At 32.5% G+C, this 17,836-nt stretch carries 20 protein-coding genes and 1 tRNA gene; 12 read left to right on the top strand and 9 right to left on the bottom strand.

All coding sequences use genetic code 11. The features are described 5' to 3' along the window. Positions 1 to 217: 217 nt before the first annotated feature. Entirely contained in the window at positions 218 to 703 is a 486-nt protein-coding gene (locus ACPDHL_RS12020; RefSeq protein WP_430533003.1) for a regulatory protein RecX, read from the bottom strand. 153 nt (positions 704 to 856) lie between these two features. Here ACPDHL_RS12020 and ACPDHL_RS12015 point away from each other — a divergent pair, with 153 nt between their 5' ends. Both ACPDHL_RS12015 and ACPDHL_RS12010 read left to right on the top strand, forming a co-directional pair. After that, the gene (locus ACPDHL_RS12015; RefSeq protein WP_430533002.1) at positions 857 to 1,351 is read left to right on the top strand and encodes a DinB family protein; all 495 of its coding nucleotides are present in this window, start codon (positions 857 to 859) and stop codon (positions 1,349 to 1,351) included. 551 nt (positions 1,352 to 1,902) lie between these two features. Beyond that, entirely contained in the window at positions 1,903 to 3,162 is a 1,260-nt protein-coding gene (locus ACPDHL_RS12010) for a phage integrase SAM-like domain-containing protein (protein ID WP_430533001.1), read from the top strand. A 374-nt stretch (positions 3,163 to 3,536) separates the two neighbouring features. On the opposite strand, the gene ACPDHL_RS12005 is transcribed toward ACPDHL_RS12010, so the two are convergent. Both ACPDHL_RS12005 and ACPDHL_RS12000 read right to left on the bottom strand, forming a co-directional pair. After that, positions 3,537 to 4,508, bottom strand: a complete 972-nt coding sequence (locus ACPDHL_RS12005) for a hypothetical protein (protein ID WP_430533000.1) — start codon at positions 4,506 to 4,508, stop codon at positions 3,537 to 3,539. A 118-nt stretch (positions 4,509 to 4,626) separates the two neighbouring features. Continuing rightward, a complete protein-coding gene (locus tag ACPDHL_RS12000) occupies positions 4,627 to 4,845 on the bottom strand; it encodes a helix-turn-helix domain-containing protein (protein ID WP_430532999.1) in 219 nt (72 codons plus the stop codon). Between the two features lie 96 nt (positions 4,846 to 4,941). Between ACPDHL_RS12000 and ACPDHL_RS11995 the strand changes: the two genes are divergently transcribed. The 3 genes from ACPDHL_RS11995 to ACPDHL_RS11985 all read left to right on the top strand — a co-directional run bounded on the left by ACPDHL_RS11995 (position 4,942) and on the right by ACPDHL_RS11985 (position 6,733). Continuing rightward, the gene (locus ACPDHL_RS11995) at positions 4,942 to 5,520 is read left to right on the top strand and encodes a hypothetical protein (protein WP_430532998.1); all 579 of its coding nucleotides are present in this window, start codon (positions 4,942 to 4,944) and stop codon (positions 5,518 to 5,520) included. Further along, complete coding sequence (locus ACPDHL_RS11990; RefSeq protein ID WP_430532997.1) at positions 5,510 to 5,845, top strand: hypothetical protein; 336 nt, start codon at positions 5,510 to 5,512, stop codon at positions 5,843 to 5,845. Before ACPDHL_RS11995 ends, ACPDHL_RS11990 begins: the two co-directional genes overlap by 11 nt. A 117-nt stretch (positions 5,846 to 5,962) precedes the next feature. Next, entirely contained in the window at positions 5,963 to 6,733 is a 771-nt protein-coding gene (locus tag ACPDHL_RS11985; protein WP_430532996.1) for a hypothetical protein, read from the top strand. Between the two features lie 169 nt (positions 6,734 to 6,902). Here ACPDHL_RS11985 and ACPDHL_RS11980 read toward each other — a convergent pair whose 3' ends face one another. The 3 genes from ACPDHL_RS11980 to ACPDHL_RS11970 form a co-directional block, all read right to left on the bottom strand. Further along, entirely contained in the window at positions 6,903 to 7,595 is a 693-nt protein-coding gene (locus ACPDHL_RS11980) for a hypothetical protein (protein ID WP_430532995.1), read from the bottom strand. Positions 7,596 to 7,790: 195 nt separating this feature from the next. Further along, entirely contained in the window at positions 7,791 to 8,072 is a 282-nt protein-coding gene (locus ACPDHL_RS11975) for a helix-turn-helix domain-containing protein (RefSeq protein ID WP_430532994.1), read from the bottom strand. 85 nt (positions 8,073 to 8,157) lie between these two features. After that, positions 8,158 to 8,796 carry a hypothetical protein gene (locus ACPDHL_RS11970; protein WP_430532993.1) on the bottom strand — a complete coding sequence of 213 codons (639 nt, stop codon included), beginning with the start codon at positions 8,794 to 8,796 and terminating at the stop codon, positions 8,158 to 8,160. A gap of 130 nt (positions 8,797 to 8,926) precedes the next feature. Between ACPDHL_RS11970 and ACPDHL_RS11965 the strand changes: the two genes are divergently transcribed. The 3 genes from ACPDHL_RS11965 to ACPDHL_RS11955 all read left to right on the top strand — a co-directional run bounded on the left by ACPDHL_RS11965 (position 8,927) and on the right by ACPDHL_RS11955 (position 11,523). Continuing rightward, on the top strand, positions 8,927 to 10,210 hold the full coding sequence (locus ACPDHL_RS11965) for a Shedu immune nuclease family protein (protein WP_430532992.1): 1,284 nt from the start codon (positions 8,927 to 8,929) through the stop codon (positions 10,208 to 10,210). Positions 10,211 to 10,222: 12 nt separating this feature from the next. After that, positions 10,223 to 10,747, top strand: coding sequence for a hypothetical protein (locus ACPDHL_RS11960; RefSeq protein WP_430532991.1), 525 nt, complete (start codon positions 10,223 to 10,225; stop codon positions 10,745 to 10,747). Between the two features lie 65 nt (positions 10,748 to 10,812). Then, complete coding sequence (locus ACPDHL_RS11955) at positions 10,813 to 11,523, top strand: hypothetical protein (protein ID WP_430532990.1); 711 nt, start codon at positions 10,813 to 10,815, stop codon at positions 11,521 to 11,523. Between the two features lie 166 nt (positions 11,524 to 11,689). Here the strand turns inward: ACPDHL_RS11955 and ACPDHL_RS11950 are convergent. Beyond that, a tRNA-Leu gene (locus tag ACPDHL_RS11950) sits at positions 11,690 to 11,769 on the bottom strand. Positions 11,770 to 11,928: 159 nt separating this feature from the next. Here ACPDHL_RS11950 and ACPDHL_RS11945 point away from each other — a divergent pair. The 4 genes from ACPDHL_RS11945 (at position 11,929) to ACPDHL_RS11930 (ending at position 14,721) form a co-directional block, all read left to right on the top strand. Then, positions 11,929 to 12,870: a ribose-phosphate pyrophosphokinase gene (locus ACPDHL_RS11945; protein ID WP_430532989.1), complete on the top strand. Its 942-nt coding sequence runs from the start codon at positions 11,929 to 11,931 to the stop codon at positions 12,868 to 12,870. A 26-nt stretch (positions 12,871 to 12,896) separates the two neighbouring features. After that, positions 12,897 to 13,505: a 50S ribosomal protein L25/general stress protein Ctc gene (locus ACPDHL_RS11940; RefSeq protein ID WP_430532988.1), complete on the top strand. Its 609-nt coding sequence runs from the start codon at positions 12,897 to 12,899 to the stop codon at positions 13,503 to 13,505. A gap of 130 nt (positions 13,506 to 13,635) precedes the next feature. Further along, positions 13,636 to 14,202, top strand: coding sequence for an aminoacyl-tRNA hydrolase (gene pth / locus ACPDHL_RS11935; RefSeq protein ID WP_430532987.1), 567 nt, complete (start codon positions 13,636 to 13,638; stop codon positions 14,200 to 14,202). An 18-nt stretch (positions 14,203 to 14,220) separates the two neighbouring features. Beyond that, on the top strand, positions 14,221 to 14,721 hold the full coding sequence (locus ACPDHL_RS11930; protein ID WP_430532986.1) for a GNAT family N-acetyltransferase: 501 nt from the start codon (positions 14,221 to 14,223) through the stop codon (positions 14,719 to 14,721). Between the two features lie 113 nt (positions 14,722 to 14,834). Here the strand turns inward: ACPDHL_RS11930 and aspS are convergent, their stop codons facing one another. Then, a complete protein-coding gene (aspS, locus tag ACPDHL_RS11925; RefSeq protein WP_430532985.1) occupies positions 14,835 to 16,583 on the bottom strand; it encodes an aspartate--tRNA ligase in 1,749 nt (582 codons plus the stop codon). A 76-nt stretch (positions 16,584 to 16,659) separates the two neighbouring features. Continuing rightward, the gene (locus ACPDHL_RS11920; RefSeq protein ID WP_430532984.1) at positions 16,660 to 17,832 is read right to left on the bottom strand and encodes an MFS transporter; all 1,173 of its coding nucleotides are present in this window, start codon (positions 17,830 to 17,832) and stop codon (positions 16,660 to 16,662) included. Between the last annotated feature and the right edge of the window lie 4 nt (positions 17,833 to 17,836).

Below are 17,836 nucleotides of genomic sequence, written 5' to 3'. Positions count from 1 at the left end.
AAGAGTAGAATCTGCTGGTGAACAAATCACGCAATTAAAGAGAACATCTTCTTTGTATTGAAAATTTCACGCATTTCCCTTCTCTCATTTCTCATTTCCCTTCTCCATCCAAACAAACCGCACAAAAATCAAAGCCTCTACTAAACTCTACTAACTACATCAGTGAGAAGAATGTTGTCTAAATAAAAAAAAGCCCGCAAAAGGGCTTAAAATAAGTTCATAGACTATAGCTTTCTAGTTCTTGAGTCTTTGTTATTATGTCAGACATGGCATATCCCTTTCGAAATAAATAAGCTTGAAACTTTTGTTTTTTCTTTTGTATATCAGTATCTTTTAACTGATTCCATTTGTTTTCGCTAATGCGATCGAAAGTTTGATAATATTCTTCATCGTCAATTTCCGCAAGTGCTAAAGTAATTAAACGATGATTAATGTCTCTGAATTTTAGTTCTGAAGTAATTCTATTCTTACCCCATGCACTCAAACGATGTTTGCCGCGCACAAAACTCTTGGCAAATCGCTCTTCGTTTAAGAAACTATGTTCGATTAGATGAACAAGAAGGTCGTCGTGTATTTGAGGTGTTATACCCAATTGAAACATTTTGTTGACTACTTCGGAGTGGCAACGGTCTTGATACGCACAGTAATTTTCCAATTTGCGTTTCGCTTCATCAAAGGAAAGATAGGTAGATTCTCGATTCAATTTTTTTGATTTTCACAAAGATAAACAACTCAAAAGTAACTTCTTTCTTTTGGTGAAGGTTTTCCTTTTCGAGCAAAATTATATTCTTCAAATAAATTGATTTTGTGCGTTTGGTTTCGTAGCTTTCCTAGAAGAAAAATAACAACTTGAATTATGAGTATTAACAAAAGTTTTTTGCTAGAACTACAGCATGAATTAACTAGTACAAGAAAAATTATTGCTTGTGTACCAACAGATCAATGGTCTTGGAAGCCTCATGTAAAATCAATGAGTTTAGGAGATTTGTCTAAGCATATTGTTGAATTAATTGTGTGGACGGAGTGGATCACAAAGCAAGATTCTTTGAACTTTCACACGGAATACAAGCCATTAGAAGCCAAAACAACGGAGGAGTTGTTACAATTAATTGATGTGTTTGAAAAACGCGTGATACAGGCAATTGAAACGACTACAGAGGAGCAATGGATGGAGTCATGGGCGTTGAAAGCTGGAGATCACACGATTGTTGAAATGCCTAAAGTTGGAGCAAATCGATTCCTTGTCAACAATCACATCTATCATCATAGAGGACAGCTGTCTGTTTACTTGCGTCTGTTGGATATTCCAATTCCTGGAATGTATGGGCCTTCTGCAGATGATGCGAAATAATGTAGTAAAGAAAGAAAAGCTAAGTAGGACTTTATCTTTGAGACTATTTCAAATGCGATAAAAAAAAGCCCAACTAATGCAGTTGGGCTTTTTCCGTATGTAGAATTCTTTTGATCGAATTAGCGATTTTAGGTTAGAAAAAAGATGTGGGATGGTTTTTAAATGGAATTACCAAAGATAGTTTGGTACCTAGTTGAGACTCGTTTTGATGAATCCTTTTGTTTTCAAAGTAAGATAAAGTTGAATTAATTACACCAATTAATGGTTGGCTAAAACCATAAATAAAAAGGCCTAACTCATTGAGTTAGGCCTTTTTTTAGTACCCGGAGTGGGAATCGAACCCACACAACTACTCGTTATATCTGCTTAAATTGTAAGTGTTTGGTTTTTAATGTTTTTGTATTGAAAATCAATAAGTTAAATGTATTTTTATTACCTGTTTGGGATTGGTTTAGATCCAACTAAATCTAATAAGATTGCAATAATGTTGGCTAAATGTTGGCTAAATAAAATTTTAGATTACTTTTGGGATCTGTAAATAGAATTATAATATGGCTACAATCAAGTTTATTCTGCAAGCGAAAAAAGACAATGCGCAAATTCACGTTCGCATTTCGAATGGTAGGAAGTTGGATTTAAAAAAAAGCACAGGTTTTTCCATTGATGCTAAGGATTGGAGTAGTGCAACAAATATGCCCAAACAAAACAGCGCAGAGAATAAGTTGTTAATTAGAAATCTGAATAAGCTTTCGGGGCATTTATTTGGCGTTTTAAACGAAGATTCTGCCAATGGAGTCCTGATAGATGGTAGTTGGTTGGATAGTCAAATTAAGACGTGTTTTAATCGCGTAGATATAGTTGACCAAGATATATTCGCAAATTATATTCAATACATAATTGATCATGCTTCTACAAGGGAAACAAGAGGAGGAAAAATTGGATTGAGTAAAGGAACGATTAAGAACTATAATTCATTTAAAAAAATCATTTTAGAATTTGAACAGAAATTAAAGACTAAAATTTTATTTCGGGATATTAATAAAGCCTTGACGGATAAATTTAAAACATGGTTGTTAAATGATAAGGGATTTACGGTTAATTACGCAGGGAAACAATTTGAGTTCATTAAGACGGTGTGTCACGATGCGCAAAAGAATGATATAGTTGTTACTCCTCACTCAATCAAACTTAAACCATTTAGACAACAAGACAAGGATCGTTATATTCACACGTTGTCATTTGAAGAGATAGACAAAATATACCATGCAACAATGCCAACGCCTCATTTAGAAAATGTGAAGAAATGGATTTTGATTGGTTGCTATATTGGTCAGCGAGGAGGCGATTTGCTAAAATTAACTCCTAAGAATTTAAGACGCATTAAAAATGGTGTTTTGATAGATTTAATTCAAGAGAAAACAGAGAAGGATGTTACGCTTGGTGTAAGTAAAGAATATGTGTTAGATATTTTATTACATCATTTTCCAGAGCGTGTGTCAATCAACAAAATAAATACCCATATTCAAAAGGTTTGCGAAATAGCCGAAATCAACCAAGAAACGGAAGGTTATTTTGTGAATGAAGAGACAGGAGCAAAAGAATTGGTTATGTTGCCAAAATATAATTTTATTACCTCACATTGCTTTAGACGTTCGTTTGCTACTAATTTTTATGGTAAAGTACCTACACCTATTTTAATGGGGATTACAGGGCATTCCGAGGAACGTGTTTTTTTGAAGTATATCAATAAACGTCTGGATAAGGATGCAAATGCAAAATTGTTTTTAGAATATTTTGAAAAACTAGTATAACTACGTTAATAGCCTCTCTTTTTTAAATCTTTATTTTTACTGTAAGTTGCTTTTAGTTAGTGTGTTAGTGGTGTATTGACTTGTGTGTCTATATGAAGTTAAGGAGGGAGTATATAGATGTTAAATTATGTTAATTTTCCTTAAATTAGGTCTTGATGTACTGAAAAAAATATAAAATTTTTTTTCAACCGTTCTTTATAAACTCGCTTGTCTATATAAAGGGGGTGTTTTTTGTAAATTGATTTAGGACTAAGCGGATACATGAAACTCTTTTGAAGAGGATTAATATTAGACTTATCTATAACGGAGGGGGGTATAATTATTGTAATACTCTATAATGATGTGTGAGGTTACAGATGGCTTGAAAATGAATTTTAAGTGTGTATAAGAAGATTTCGTAACTCTGTTAAATTAACAATTAGGTTTAGTTGATTTCGGTTTTCAATCATTTTAGTAATAACTCTAATTTTGGTTAGAGAAATTAGTATCTCATGTAAGTTGAGATATGAAAGAGTCTCGTTATTCTTAATATTATAATTTAATTTTTTCTCTGTTTTATCTAGGTCATCTATTTGCGTGTATATAAGGTCATCTAGAAATTTTTTGTCTTCTAGACTTAAGTACAGATATTTCTCATTGATGTCATGAAGTCTGTATCTTGTTTCCATATTATTTATATTAGCGGGAACTTCAAATAGTAATTCTGTATGAGGAATGTTTTGGAGTGTGATTGTATTAATTTGTCTATTAAGCTCTTCAATTTGTTGTTTATAATTGCTTTCAACTTTATCAAATCCGTTTTTTAAATTTAAAATTGCTGTTTTTTGTTTTTCTCTTTCCTCTTTTAAGTCTTTTTCTAGAGTTCTTTTTTCTTTAGAGTTATCTAAAATGGTGGTTTGTAGTTCTTGAATCTTGTTAAGATATTCTCCTTGTTGTAAATTACCTGTTTCTTCTTGCTTAAGTCTAAATTGATGTTGAACTATTTTTATTTCTTTTTCTCTGTCTTGATCATCTTCTAGTTCTTTATTGTTTTTTCTTTTAATTGCTATTTTTATGACCAGTTTATCGGTAAGCAACATGATGGTAGGAAATAATATCATTGAGAGTACAGATACCAATAAAACTAATACTGGATTTAAGATATAGTCATACCATTCCCATTGAGAATATAGTGCATCAATTTCACATATTTTTTCCATCATAGGAAGTCCTCCAAAAAATAGTATGGCGAAAACTCTCCAATGAAATAGCGCTAAGAGTGCAATATAAAAAGTAACAATAGACATTTTTAAACGGTCTCTGCTCGCGTTTATAGAATCAATGATAAAGTCAACTATTTTATTCATTCGTTAGGTGTGAAAATTTTAACAAAACTAAAAGATTAACCTATATAAACAAAATTCGTTTTTTATTATAAATATCAATGTATTTCAAGTGCTTAATGAGATAAACCTTTGTATATATTTAGTACACATCAACTAAATCTTTTAGTTTTATATCTAGTTGGTTGCATATATTGATAAGTGTTCCTATTGTTGGATTAGTTCTTCCCTTTTCAATGCGTATTAAGTTGTTATATTCAATGTTTAGTTTGTCTGCAAACTGCATAAGAGTTAATTTTTTCAATTCCCTTTGTGCTCTAATCTGGTTTCCAATCCCTTTTATTATTTCATCTTGTTCCATATTGCTATCATTTATGATTGGAGATAAAGAACTTTTATTATATTTGCATCATTACAATCATATATGATTGTTTTGTCTAATGAATTTATAACAATAATGAAGGTACTAGATTTTGGTAATAATCCTGTAAATACAGAGTATACGACTATCTTATTTCAAGGCAAGGATTCGGGGAATAAGACTTCATTTCATACTGTAATAGAGCAAAAAAATCTAGAAGGAATTAGTTATAAAAAGCATTTATTTAAGCTGATATTCATTCATTCTGTTTTACCACTTCTACTGGGTGGACTTATTTATATTTTTTGTAGGTCTAAATCTCTAGTAATGTTTAGGTGGTTTTCTTATTTAGGATTAGATAATTTGATAGAGTCTCTAAGAGCTGATTTAATTGGATTTAAGGAACTTTTACCTCAATGGTTATACTATTCAATGCCTGATGGTCTTTGGGTTTATAGTATGACCTCAGCATTGGTTATCTATTGGAGGAAGAGTCCAAAGTATGGTAGATATTGGCTAATCGTTCCTTTCACACTTGGAGTTGGTGTCGAAATTTTACAAGGATTTAATCTTTTTCTTGGCACTTTTGATTGGATTGATTTGATCGTTTCATTTCTAGGTTTTTCAATGAGTATAATAGTAATTAATTTAAAATTAAAACAATATGAAAAATAGTCTTTTAAAGAATGTTGGTGCACTAGCGTTGATAGGATTTTTTATTTTATTAGCTTTTGGATCAGGGGATTCAAACTCTGGGGATTCTTATAGTCCAAGTACTAATTATGACAACTATAATGGATCATCTTATTCAGGAAGTAGTAATAGTTCTTCCTCTTATTTAAGCAAAACATGTGGTTGGTGTGGTAAAACTTTTAGAGGTAATCACTATACTCATTTTGGCAATATTTCTTCATGCGAAAAGGTTAGTGATGACAAACCGAGTATAGGAAAATATTGTTCAATGAAATGTTGTAGTGAAGCTAGAAATGGTAGAAACTAATCTTTTATGTATTTCTTTAATATCGGCGTGATAAAACAAGGTGCTAATATTGTAGTTTTGTACAAATTAAGTTAAATGCCTTTATTTGCATTGGTTTTTAAATAGCTGTATCTAATTATGATTAAAGATTTATTCGTTTCTTTTGGAGACAATATAAAAGAGAAGACAAAGAATCCTTTTTTAGGAACATACGTTGGTGTTTGGATTATTAGAAATTGGGAGTTTATTTATATGCTTTTCAATTTTGATAAAGACTGTAGTATGGATGAAAAAATTGTCGCAATAGAGATATACTTTAAAAGAAGTCCTTTAATTGAAAATTTGTTTTGGAATATATTAATCTCGTTTGGTGTACTCATTCTAACTTATTTGTTATTGAATTTATCTAGGCTCATCGTTAATGTATTTGAAAAAAAATTAACTCCATGGGTATATAAAATAACAGATAAAAACTCTATAGTTACGAAGGATGAATATAACAAACTACAAGTGAGATATACAAAACTTGAGTCTGATATAGCTAACGAAAGAGAAAAAAGATATAAGGAAGAACAAAGAGCGGATAAACTTGAAAAGGAGATGTTAGAGGGTAATATCCAAAAAAGCTTTACAAAACCTGAGGATCAATCTGATAGTAAAATAGGCGATAAAGCTAGTTTAATTTTTGATAAAATTGATAAAAACGACTACAACGATTTAAAAGCATTAATTTTAAGCATAAAAAAAGGTAAGCGTATTAAAACAAATGATAACAATGAAATCATTGATTTTATGATTAGTCATAATTTAATAGAATTTGCGACTATAGGTAGTACTGAGAGTTTTGTTAAAATGACAAAATTAGGTGAAAGGGTTTCTGAATTATTGAATGAAATTACTACATCTTAATGCAGATGTAGTAATTTTGATTGTTTTCGGTTGATTTAATCGATTATTTTTTAAATAATATAAAATACTACTTCGGCTATGCGTTGTTGTCTTAAAACGCTTGTTTATGCATTTAGACCGACTATGTGATATTGTTTGCTTGATGTTAGTTCGTAATGGACTAGAATTATTATCTACATTTTTTAGATTGTCCGAGTTTATGTTTAAATACTTCGTTGGTAAAATGCTTTTTTTTATAAGGAGATATGAGACTCTTTCTGCTTGGGTTATTTTTGAGGTAAAGTTCACATTGGGTTTTATAGTCTATTGTAAAATCCATGTTTGTGAAATTGTGATAATTTAGTATGTCATATTTTTCTACATAATTGCTGAATTTTTTTAGATCTATCATAGGGCTTATTTTAACGTCTGTATCCATGAGGGGAATATAATAGGCGTCAAGCATGGTCATCACTAATTCTTTAGCTTGATTAATATCTTCACAAACGCCCATATGTAAATGCTTCTTACTGTTTTTCCCTTCAATGACATAGATAAGAGGATGTTTTGACGGATAGAATGAGACTAAGGAGGCTAAGCTTTGATTATTAAATTCCATAGCAAAATGTATGGTTATTTCGGTTTTAATAAGACCGACGGTAATATCTTGTTTACTGTGTTTTTTGCGTATCCTCTGAATTGATTTAGCATATTGCTTTTCCAAAAGGATGGTTATTTTCCCATTTATTTTTTGATATACTGCTCTTTTATCACTAGGGGCATATAATACCTCTTTTATTCTTCTTCTAATTTGAACAATACTTAAGGGTATTAAATTTAATTCTTTACATTGTTTTAATGTATAATATATATAATTAATCATCTATTATTTTTTTAAATTTTTATAATTATTTAATAAATTAAATTTGGATATAATAGAGCCATTAGTAGTTGTAGAGGTAACTACTTTAATTTGGTTTTCTGCTGTGTTTTGTTATAATATATTTTTATATAAATAAAAATAAAGTCGATTTAGATAAAAAAGTGCAAAAAATGGCTTTGTTGGTGCTTAAGGAGATTATAGTTTTAAGCAGACTAAACTATTAATTACCTCATCGCGTTTAAAATAGATGCGATTTCCAATTGCATGAGGGATGAGTTTGCCATTTTTACACCAATTGTGAATAGTAGATAGGTTGACTTTGAAGCATTCTGCTACCTCTTTGCGAGTCATAAATTCAATCGCCGTGTCTTGAGGTTGATAAAACTCTTTAAAGGCTTCTAGTTCGTTTTTGATGCTTTCCTTGATGAGTTGTCTTAATTGCTCAGGTGAGCATTGTAGTATTTGTAATTGATCCATAATAAACTTGTTTTAGTATTATGGTACAAAGGAGTAAAAAAGGCATGCTATGGGTAAAATGTGGGTAAAAAAAAACTTACCCTTTTTATTTGGGTAAGTTTAATTTATCGTATAATTCTTGTAAATCGTTAGGTTTTGCGTTGTATCGATTGTTCATTAAGTTCCTTGCATTGTCCTTGTCGCATCCCAATATAATTGATACTAACTCGTATTTTTCCAAATCTTGGATATTTAATTTTCGTATATTTTTTTCTAGATCAAGTAATTCATTCGCTAGATTAAAGCGATCAAGTAGATTTAAGGTTTTGCCATTGACTAGCGATTTTCTTTCTATTGGTTTGGTGTTCTTAAAATATAGTTTAGCTAGTTTTTGAGAATCATCAATGTGAGATAATTTAAAAGTAAGGAAGTTAACCTTTAAATGATCATGATACAATTTGAATTTTTTAGTTTCTATCAGGTTCTCTTTATTTGTTTCCCAACAATGATCATAGTAACGGGTAAGAATATCCATTCTTCTTAAGAAGTATTGATTTAGTTCTTTAATGACGGTAACTTCAATTTCCTTTAATGTTGTTTGCTCTCTAATTTCATCCGATTCTAATGCCAAATAGCGCATATGCACTTGATTTAGCATGAATAGATCATAATCACGTACAAACTTTTGATATTTGAAGTTTCTATATTGTTCTGTTGTTATGTGACTGTAATCTCCTGTTTTCATTTTAGAAAATTTTGAAGCAACTAAGTTAATAGATTTCCTTGATTTCTCGAGTTTTATACTAATCAATTATTTGTATGTATTTTTTTAACTATTTGTTATATTTGAGACAAGTGTGAAAAAAGTAATCATTATGAATGAAGTTTACCAAAATAAAAGATTTGTTTTATACTCTAAGGAAAGTGTAAATGATAAAGGAAAAGAAGAGGTTTTATTTTATCGAAAAGATTTAGAAGATGAAGATGTTGATAATCTCACTCATATTTATTCTATTTTAACTAATGAGGAAGAGTGTTATTGTGAATATTATTTTGAAGGAGATATTATAAGACTAATAAGGATTGAGCTTTTTGAAGAAGAAGGAGATGATAGTATTGAACTTCCTAAATTCATTAGTGATCTCGGATTTGGATTTACTAACCCTAATGTCAATAGATTTTTTAAATATAAATTTCCACTTTATGAGATTGATACTTTGATAATTTCAGTAGAAACAGAGTCTAGCAAAATAGATAATCAATTAATTATTAATTATGCAGATTTGGATGTTTTATTAGCTAATTTGAATCAAGAAAAACGAGCGCATTCTGATACAAATAAAATTTTATTGAAAAATTTTTTAGTGGAAATATGCCCTGATGTTAAGTTTGATTATACTGAAACTAACAATAATAAAGATTTGATCTTTAGGAATCTTAATGATAAATTGATTAGTAATCTTACCGTAGAAGAAGTTGAAAGGTTGGGAGACTTTTATGTCAAAGCTATTGCTAAATTTAAAAGGAAAGATGTTGTAGATAAATTGAATACTGGCTTGTTGAAAAATGCACAATTAATTACTTTAAAAGATATTATAAGGCAGTATGAAAAACATTTGACGAATGATCCATTAGAAAGTGTTTGGCAAAGTTTTTTCGATAAATATATAACCTTGTTTGATAGCCGTTATGTTAATAAAATAGATTTTAAAAATATTGCTACAGGCATTACAAAATATCCTGATTTAGTTTTGATGGATATTTATGGGTATTTAGACTTTTATGAATTAAAAAGGTGTGAAACTAAATTATTAAGTGAGGATAAAAGTCATAAAACATTTTATTTAAGTACGGATGTCTCTAAGGTAATTGCTCAAGTGTCTGATTATTTGCAAAAAGTCAGAGATAATGCTGTCACTTATGCGAAAAGTATTGAAGAGGAAAGTGAAAATGATACTATTTCAGGTTTAGATGTCAAGATTATAAATCCTAGAGCAATTATAGTGATTGGTCATTCTAAGGAATTAAATACAAAAAAGAAAAGAAATAGCTTTAAAAGTTTGCGAGAAGGTTTTAAAGATATTGAATTTGTTTTGTATGATGAATTGTTAGAGCGATTAAAGAATTTATTAAAAATTATTGAGGAAGATAAAAATTAATTTTCAAGTAAGATGAGAGAAGAAATTTTGGATTATAAAAGTGCATATATCAAATTAAAAGGTTTAGAATTGATTGAAAGTGATGAACTTTATTTAATAAAATGTGAATTAAAAAGAGAGATAGAAACTTTGGAAAATAAGCTTGTTGTTTATCAATATGGTGATGAAAAAAATTTATTAATTCAAACTAATGTGATAGATTTTTTTGATTCCTATATTCGTATTATTCATGAAATGAAAGTTAAATATATTGGAAAAGGTTTGGGTTTAAGTATTAGCCAAGGAATGTATGAAAGACCGCAGTTACTACTTGATTTAGGTAATCAAATTTATGAGATTATTGTAAATGGAAATAAAGCGCACGCATCGAGAACTTTGAAGGTTGATTATGAGGATGTAATAGATTTTGATGTCTATTTAGAATTTTTAAAAACTGAATATCTTGAGTTAAAGAAAATTTACTTCAATAACTTACTAGAAGTTATAAAGTATCATTTGTTGTTATCAAATCGACTGTCGGATTTTCAAAAAAACTAATTGAATTTAAGTTTACTACGTTTTTATTTGGTAATGTTGAAGTGATTTTTTAAAAAGTGTAGAGTATGGAAATTAAAAAGTTTTTAGTATCAATTTGTGTTTTGTTGGTATCTATGGTAATGTATTCACAAAGTAGAGTTAATATTGTTATGCCTAAGCTTTACAATAAAACAAAAACAATAACCAAAGGAATTGGTTGGGCATATAACGAAAATATTGGAAAATGGTTTTCCAACTTAAATGTTATTGATACAAAAAAAGTTCATTTGTTTTGGAAAAGCCATATAGATCAAAATTTTAATTCTATTCAAATGGCTAATATTGATATAAATGGAGAAAAATTTTATGTTCTATTGTTTGAAAGAGATTCAGGATATTATCATTATGAAACAATACAAGAGGATTGGCAAGAAACATTATCTAAATTTTATTTTGTTATAGATGAGTTCTCTTATAATAGAATGAAGGAGAGTATAGAAGGAAAAACAGGCGAAACTATTAGTTTGAGGAGTATTAGAGAAGGAGTGATCGATAATAAGTTTTCTGTATTAGGTGCGGAATATGCTTATAACGAAGAGAATCTTGTTGCTAGTATTTTACAAGAAAGAAATTCTTTAAGCTCAGCTTATATTTTTGAATTTAATGTGCAAAAATTAGAAGGAGAAGATATTGCAAGGTTTTTATTGCCTAGGAGTACTTATTATATGGGAGAGGGATTAGATAAAAGATATTTTGAAGTTTCTTTATTTGAGTTTCGAAAATTGTTAATCGATTAAATAATTTAATAGTTATGACCTATCGTTAAGCTTGAAAAGGATGTCTTTTCTTCTAAATAGGTGTAAATCTAAAGTGAGAGATTATATTTGAAAAAAGGAATTGTCGGCTAATGGTTGGCTAAAATACAAATAAAAAACCCTAACTACTTAATAGTTAGGGTTTTAGTACCCGGAGTGGGAATCGAACCCACACTCCTAGGAACACGAGTTTGAGTCGTGCGCGTCTACCAATTCCGCCATCCGGGCATTTGGTGTTGAATTGTGAGTGCAAATTTAAAGAAAAATTTATTCTAACAAAGAAAAAAAGCAAAAAAATCGCGTTAGTCAATTAATATTTTATAAATTTGCATCGCTGAATTACCATAAGGAGGCGCTAACTAACAACATAACAACTAATTAGAAAAAATGTTAAATCCTGAATCAGAAGCAAAAATTTTTGCTTGCTCTCAAAGTATTGAATTAGCAGAGAAGATAGCAAAAGAATATGGAGTAGAATTGGGTAAAGTTACATTATCACACTACAGTGATGGTGAATTTCAACCCTCTTTTGAAGAATCTATAAGAGGGCGAAGAGTTTTCTTAGTGTGTTCTACGTTTCCATCTGCGGATAACTTAATGGAATTATTGTTGATGTGTGATGCTGCAAAAAGAGCATCTGCCAGACATATCACCGTAGTAATCCCTTATTTTGGATGGGCTAGACAAGATAGAAAGGATAAACCAAGGGTTCCAATTGGAGCTAAATTAGTAGCGAAGTTATTAGAATCAGCTGGAGCGACTAGAATCATGACCATGGATTTACACGCAGATCAAATCCAAGGATTCTTTGAAAAACCAGTCGATCATTTATATGCTTCAACGATCTTTTTACCTTATGTAAAAAGCTTGAACATCGATAATTTGACTATTGCATCTCCAGATATGGGTGGTTCAAAAAGAGCTTATGCCTATTCTAAGTTTTTAGATTCAGATGTAGTAATCTGTTATAAACAAAGAAAACAAGCAAACATCATTGAGAAAATGGAGCTTATCGGAGACGTTACAGGACGTAATGTTATCTTGGTAGACGACATGATCGATACAGGAGGAACGCTTGCTAAAGCAGCAGATATGATGCTAGAAAGAGGAGCATTAAGTGTACGTGCAATTTGTACACATGCGATCTTATCTGGTAGTGCTTATGAGAAAATTGAAGAATCTTCTTTACAGGAATTAATCGTAACGGATTCAATTCCATTGAAAAAGCCTTGCAGCAAAATTAAAGTTTTAAGTTGTGCACCACTGTTCGCAGAGGTTATGCATAATGTGCAATCGAACTTATCGATTAGCAAAACTTTTGTCATGTAAATTATTAATATTAAATATTTAAAGTAATGAAATCAATTACAATTAAAGGATCAGAAAGAGAAAGCGTAGGTAAAGTTTCTACTAAAGCCTTACGTAATGCTGGAATGGTTCCTTGCGTAGTATACGGAGGAGAACAATCAGCAATCCACTTCACAGCAGAAGAGAAAGCATTCAAAAGTTTAGTTTACACTCCAAACGTACACACGGTTGTGATTGAATTAGAGGGGGGTAAAAAAATTAATGCAATTTTACAAGACATCCAATTCCACCCAGTAAGTGACAAAATCTTACACATCGATTTCTACCAATTATTCGATGATAAAGAAATCACTTTAGAAGTGCCTATTAAAATTTCAGGTAACTCAAAAGGAGTTATGGCTGGAGGTGTTTTAAACATCAACAACCGTAAATTAAAAGTAAGAGCTTTACCAGCTAACTTACCTGACTACGTGGAAGTAAACATTTCTGACTTAGAAATGGGTAATAAATTATATGTTACTGATATTACAACAAATAACTATAAATTATTGCACCCAGACAATACAGTAGTATGTCAAGTGAGAATTTCTCGTGCAGCGATGAAAGCAGCGCAAGAAGCAGCAAAAGCAGCGAAAGCTCCTGCAAAGAAAAAATAAGTATAGCAACACTATATGCCTTAAAAGCGCTTGTAATTTTACAAGCGCTTTTTTTATTTGTGCGAAATAACTTATGGAATGTCTTGGCTTTACGTTATTTTTGTACGTTGAAAATTAGTCAGAGAATACAATGAAAAAGTTTTTAATTGTCGGTTTAGGAAATATTGGTGTGGAGTATATTCACACCCGTCACAATATTGGATTTAAAGTCGTAGACCAAGTCGCTCGTGAGTTAGGTGGCGATTGGCAAACGGTGAAGTTGGGTAGCTTAGCAGAAGTGAAGGTGAAAGGAAGAACCCTGTTGTTACTCAAACCTAATACCTATATGAATCTCAGTGGAAAGGCTGTCCAATATTGGATGCAGAAAGAGAATATTCCCATTGAAAATGTACTTGTTGTCACGGATGATTTAAATATTCCCTTTGGAACAATCCGCATTAAAGCAAAAGGTTCTGATGGAGGACATAATGGATTGAAAAATATTCAGGCCGTTCTAAACAGTACCAATTATCCGCGTTTTCGATTTGGTATTAGCGATGAATTTAAGAAAGGACAGCAAATAGATTACGTCTTAGGGGATTGGTCTGAAGAGGAGAAAGAAAAGCTTGTAGAGCGCTTAGAAACGTCTTCTAAGGCTATTCAAGAGTTTGCTTTGGGCGGATTAAACAATGCGATGAATATGTACAACGCGAAGTAAATCAGTTGTACTCTAACAATGAAGAAAATACTCGAAACGCCACGTCTCTTTTTAAGGGAATTAGAAATAGCAGATGCGCCTTCATTGTTTGCGTTAAATGCCAATCCTAATGTAATTCGCTATACAGGAAATACGGCTTTTACTTCTATTGAAGAAGCTCGAATATTTTTGGAAAATTACAGTGATTATCGGGAAAATGGCTATGGTCGTTGGGCCGTTATACACAAAGATTCAGAGCGATTTCTGGGATGGTGCGGATTAAAGTTTGATGTGGAAACACAACAAACGGATATTGGTTTTCGATTTTTTGAAGAAGATTGGGGTAAGGGATACGCTACAGAAAGTGCACAAGCCTGTTTAAAAGTGGGATTCGAGACTTTTCAGTTGAAAGAAATTGTAGGACGTGCGATGAAAGCGAATACTGCCTCGATTAGAGTCTTAGAAAAGCTAGGATTGCATTATGTAGAAGATATGGTATTAGATCAACAAGAAGCGGTTTTATATAAAATAAAGCAATAAAAAAGGAATGAATTCATCAAACTCATTCCTTTTTTTATTTGATTTCGACCATCAACTGTAAACCGATTAACTGTCAACCATAAAAAAAAAGAGCCATTGGCTCTCTTTTTTAGTTATGCTTTAATAGCGATGTGTAATTCTTCTAATTGTTCTGGTCGAATTGCACTTGGTGCATCGATCATCACATCTCTTCCTGAGTTGTTTTTAGGGAAGGCAATGAAATCGCGAATCGTTTCTTGTCCGCCTAAAATAGCAACTAAACGGTCTAATCCGAAAGCTAATCCTCCGTGTGGTGGTGCACCATACTGGAAGGCATTCATCAAGAAGCCGAATTGTTTCTCTGCTTCCTCTTTGGAAAAGCCCAAGTGTTTAAACATCAGTTCTTGTGTTACTTTATCGTGAATACGGATTGATCCCCCTCCAATTTCATTTCCATTTAAGACCATATCGTATGCATTGGCGCGAACTTTACCTGGATCCGTATCTAACAACGCCATATCTTCTTTCTTAGGCGATGTAAAGGGATGGTGCATAGCGAAATAACGCCCAGATTCTTCGTCCCATTCGAATAATGGGAAATCAATCACCCATAATGGAGCAAATTCATCTGATTTTCTCAAGCCTAAGCGGTTTCCTAGCTCCATGCGAAGGGCACTTAATTGCGCTCTTGTTTTGTTTGCAGGACCTGAAAGTACAAGGATGATATCTCCTGCTTCTGCTCCTGTAATTGTAGCCCACTGTTTCAAATCTTCTTGGTCATAGAATTTATCTACAGATGATTTGAAAGAGCCATCAGCTTCACATTTACAATATACCATACCGGATGCGCCTACTTGTGGGCGTTTTACCCAGTCAATTAAAGCATCGATTTCTTTTCTTGTATAAGCAGCTCCACCAGGAACAGCAATTCCAACTACTAATTCAGCACTGTTGAAAACACCAAATTCTTTATGTTGAGCAACGGCATTTAACTCGCCAAATTTCATTCCGAAACGGATATCTGGTTTATCATTACCATACGTACGCATCGCCTCTTCAAAAGTCATTCGTGGGAATTTGTCAATTTCAACCCCGTGGATTGACTTCAATAGGTGTTTGGTCATACCTTCAAAGGTATCCATAACATCTTCTTGGTTTACGAATGCCATCTCACAGTCAATTTGTGTAAATTCAGGTTGTCTATCTGCGCGCAAATCCTCATCGCGGAAACATCTCACAATTTGAAAATAACGGTCCATTCCTCCAACCATCAACAACTGTTTGAAAGTTTGGGGAGATTGTGGTAAAGCGTAAAACTGACCTGGATTCATACGAGAAGGTACGATAAAGTCACGCGCTCCTTCTGGTGTAGAACTGATTAAATAAGGGGTCTCCACTTCACAAAAATCTTGAGCAGAAAGGTAATTTCTCACCTCTTGCGCTACTTTGTGTCTGAAAAGTAAACTGTTTTTTACAGGATTTCTACGAATATCTAAGTAGCGATATTTCATGCGAATATCTTCTCCACCATCCGTTTCATCCTCTATTGTGAAAGGAGGTACGCTAGATTCGTTTAAAATCGTTAGTGACTCAACTAAAATCTCAATATCTCCAGTAGGCATATTAGGATTTTTAGAAGCGCGTTCAATTACGGTTCCCGTTACTTGAATCACATACTCACGACCTAAATTTTTAGCTGTTTCAAAAACCGTTTTATCTGTTCTTTCTGCGTCAAAAATTAGCTGTGTGATACCGTAACGATCGCGTAAGTCAACCCAAATCATAAAACCTTTATCACGATGCTTACTAACCCAACCTGAAAGGGTAACCGTTGTATTTATATCTGAAGCTCTTAAAGCTCCACAATTATGAGTTCTATACATTGTAAAAAATTATTTGTGCAAAGTTATAAACTTATTGTGAATCGAAGCTCTTTTGTTTTAAGAATGTAGGTGTAAACTACTGAATTTCTTGTTTCAAAGATTCTTCTCTTTTTTTAAATTGGATAAACAGATAGGCAAGCATGGCACCACATAGCGCCATTCCCGCACCAACCCATTCGGGTGAGTTGTAACCATATCCTAAGGTAATTGGAATCCCTCCAAGGAAAGCGCCTAGAGCATTGCCAATGTTGAAACACGCTTGTCCCGCTGAAGCAGCTAACATTTCGGATCCTTTGGCATTCTTAATTAACAACATTTGTAAGGGCGATCCGATGGTAAAGGCAATTAACCCAGTAACTAACGACATCGCATAGGCCATCCATTGAATGTGTACCGTATAATACACGACAATCAAACAAGCAGACATCAAGGTAAAGGAAACGATAACCGCTTTTGCGGGTGAAAAGGTATCCGCAATTTTTCCGCCGACAAAGTTTCCGAGAAACATCCCTAAGCCGACTAATGTCATAATAATCGGAATATTCGCTTCTGGAATCAGGGCAATATTGGTCATCATGGGAGCGATATAGCTAATCCAGGCGAATAAACCACCGGTTCCAATCGAAATCAAGGCAACTAAGATCCAAGCAATAGGCGTTTTGAAAAAGGCCATTTGCTTTTTGGTATTGGTTGTGGTATCTGCTTGTAGTTTTGGAATCCAAAAATAAATAGCTAGGGTGGTAATCACTCCAAGGGAAGCGATTAGCATATAGGCTTCACGCCAAGTATAATGTTGTCCAATCCATGTGCTTAAGGGTACTCCGATCAGATTGGCTGTGGTTAATCCGGCAAACATGATCGAAACCGCTTGTGCTTCTTTTCCTTTTTGGGCGAGTTGAGTGGCTACAACCGAACCTACACCAAAAAAGGCTCCATGGGGTAATCCCGACATAAAACGCGTGGCAATTAAGGTTGGATAAGAAGGAGACAGTACAAAGAGCACATGAAAAACAGAAAACAGCAACATCAAGGCCATTAAGGTTTTATGTGGAGCGTATTTGTTGGAAGACATGACCAATAAGGGGGCTCCGACCACTACACCAAGGGCATAGGTTGAGATAAAATTTCCCGCTTTCGGAATGGATATTTTTAAGTCGTTTGCGATTTCGGGCAAGAGGCCCATCATCGAAAATTCGGTCATACCAATAGCTAATCCTCCAACAGCTAGGGCTAATAAGCTTTTATTCATTGAA

Source organism: Myroides sp. C15-4 (assembly GCF_050522745.1).
GTDB lineage: Bacteria > Bacteroidota > Bacteroidia > Flavobacteriales > Flavobacteriaceae > Flavobacterium.
The sequence above is the reverse complement of the archived record's forward strand: the minus strand, read 5'-3'. Positions and strand labels throughout refer to the sequence as shown.

Coding starts and splice junctions, on each gene's coding strand:
- ACPDHL_RS12000 (WP_430532999.1), bottom strand. CDS start 4,845: ATGGAACAAGATGAAATAATAAAAGGGATTGGAAACCAGATTAGAGCA.
- ACPDHL_RS11990 (WP_430532997.1), top strand. CDS start 5,510: ATGAAAAATAGTCTTTTAAAGAATGTTGGTGCACTAGCGTTGATAGGA.
- ACPDHL_RS11980 (WP_430532995.1), bottom strand. CDS start 7,595: ATGATTAATTATATATATTATACATTAAAACAATGTAAAGAATTAAAT.
- ACPDHL_RS12015 (WP_430533002.1), top strand. CDS start 857: ATGAGTATTAACAAAAGTTTTTTGCTAGAACTACAGCATGAATTAACT.
- pth (WP_430532987.1), top strand. CDS start 13,636: ATGAAAAAGTTTTTAATTGTCGGTTTAGGAAATATTGGTGTGGAGTAT.
- ACPDHL_RS11975 (WP_430532994.1), bottom strand. CDS start 8,072: ATGGATCAATTACAAATACTACAATGCTCACCTGAGCAATTAAGACAA.
- ACPDHL_RS12010 (WP_430533001.1), top strand. CDS start 1,903: ATGGCTACAATCAAGTTTATTCTGCAAGCGAAAAAAGACAATGCGCAA.
- ACPDHL_RS11945 (WP_430532989.1), top strand. CDS start 11,929: ATGTTAAATCCTGAATCAGAAGCAAAAATTTTTGCTTGCTCTCAAAGT.
- ACPDHL_RS11970 (WP_430532993.1), bottom strand. CDS start 8,796: ATGAAAACAGGAGATTACAGTCACATAACAACAGAACAATATAGAAAC.
- ACPDHL_RS11920 (WP_430532984.1), bottom strand. CDS start 17,832: ATGAATAAAAGCTTATTAGCCCTAGCTGTTGGAGGATTAGCTATTGGT.
- ACPDHL_RS11985 (WP_430532996.1), top strand. CDS start 5,963: ATGATTAAAGATTTATTCGTTTCTTTTGGAGACAATATAAAAGAGAAG.
- ACPDHL_RS11955 (WP_430532990.1), top strand. CDS start 10,813: ATGGAAATTAAAAAGTTTTTAGTATCAATTTGTGTTTTGTTGGTATCT.
- ACPDHL_RS11995 (WP_430532998.1), top strand. CDS start 4,942: ATGAAGGTACTAGATTTTGGTAATAATCCTGTAAATACAGAGTATACG.
- aspS (WP_430532985.1), bottom strand. CDS start 16,583: ATGTATAGAACTCATAATTGTGGAGCTTTAAGAGCTTCAGATATAAAT.
- ACPDHL_RS11940 (WP_430532988.1), top strand. CDS start 12,897: ATGAAATCAATTACAATTAAAGGATCAGAAAGAGAAAGCGTAGGTAAA.
- ACPDHL_RS12005 (WP_430533000.1), bottom strand. CDS start 4,508: ATGAATAAAATAGTTGACTTTATCATTGATTCTATAAACGCGAGCAGA.
- ACPDHL_RS11930 (WP_430532986.1), top strand. CDS start 14,221: ATGAAGAAAATACTCGAAACGCCACGTCTCTTTTTAAGGGAATTAGAA.
- ACPDHL_RS11965 (WP_430532992.1), top strand. CDS start 8,927: ATGAATGAAGTTTACCAAAATAAAAGATTTGTTTTATACTCTAAGGAA.
- ACPDHL_RS11960 (WP_430532991.1), top strand. CDS start 10,223: ATGAGAGAAGAAATTTTGGATTATAAAAGTGCATATATCAAATTAAAA.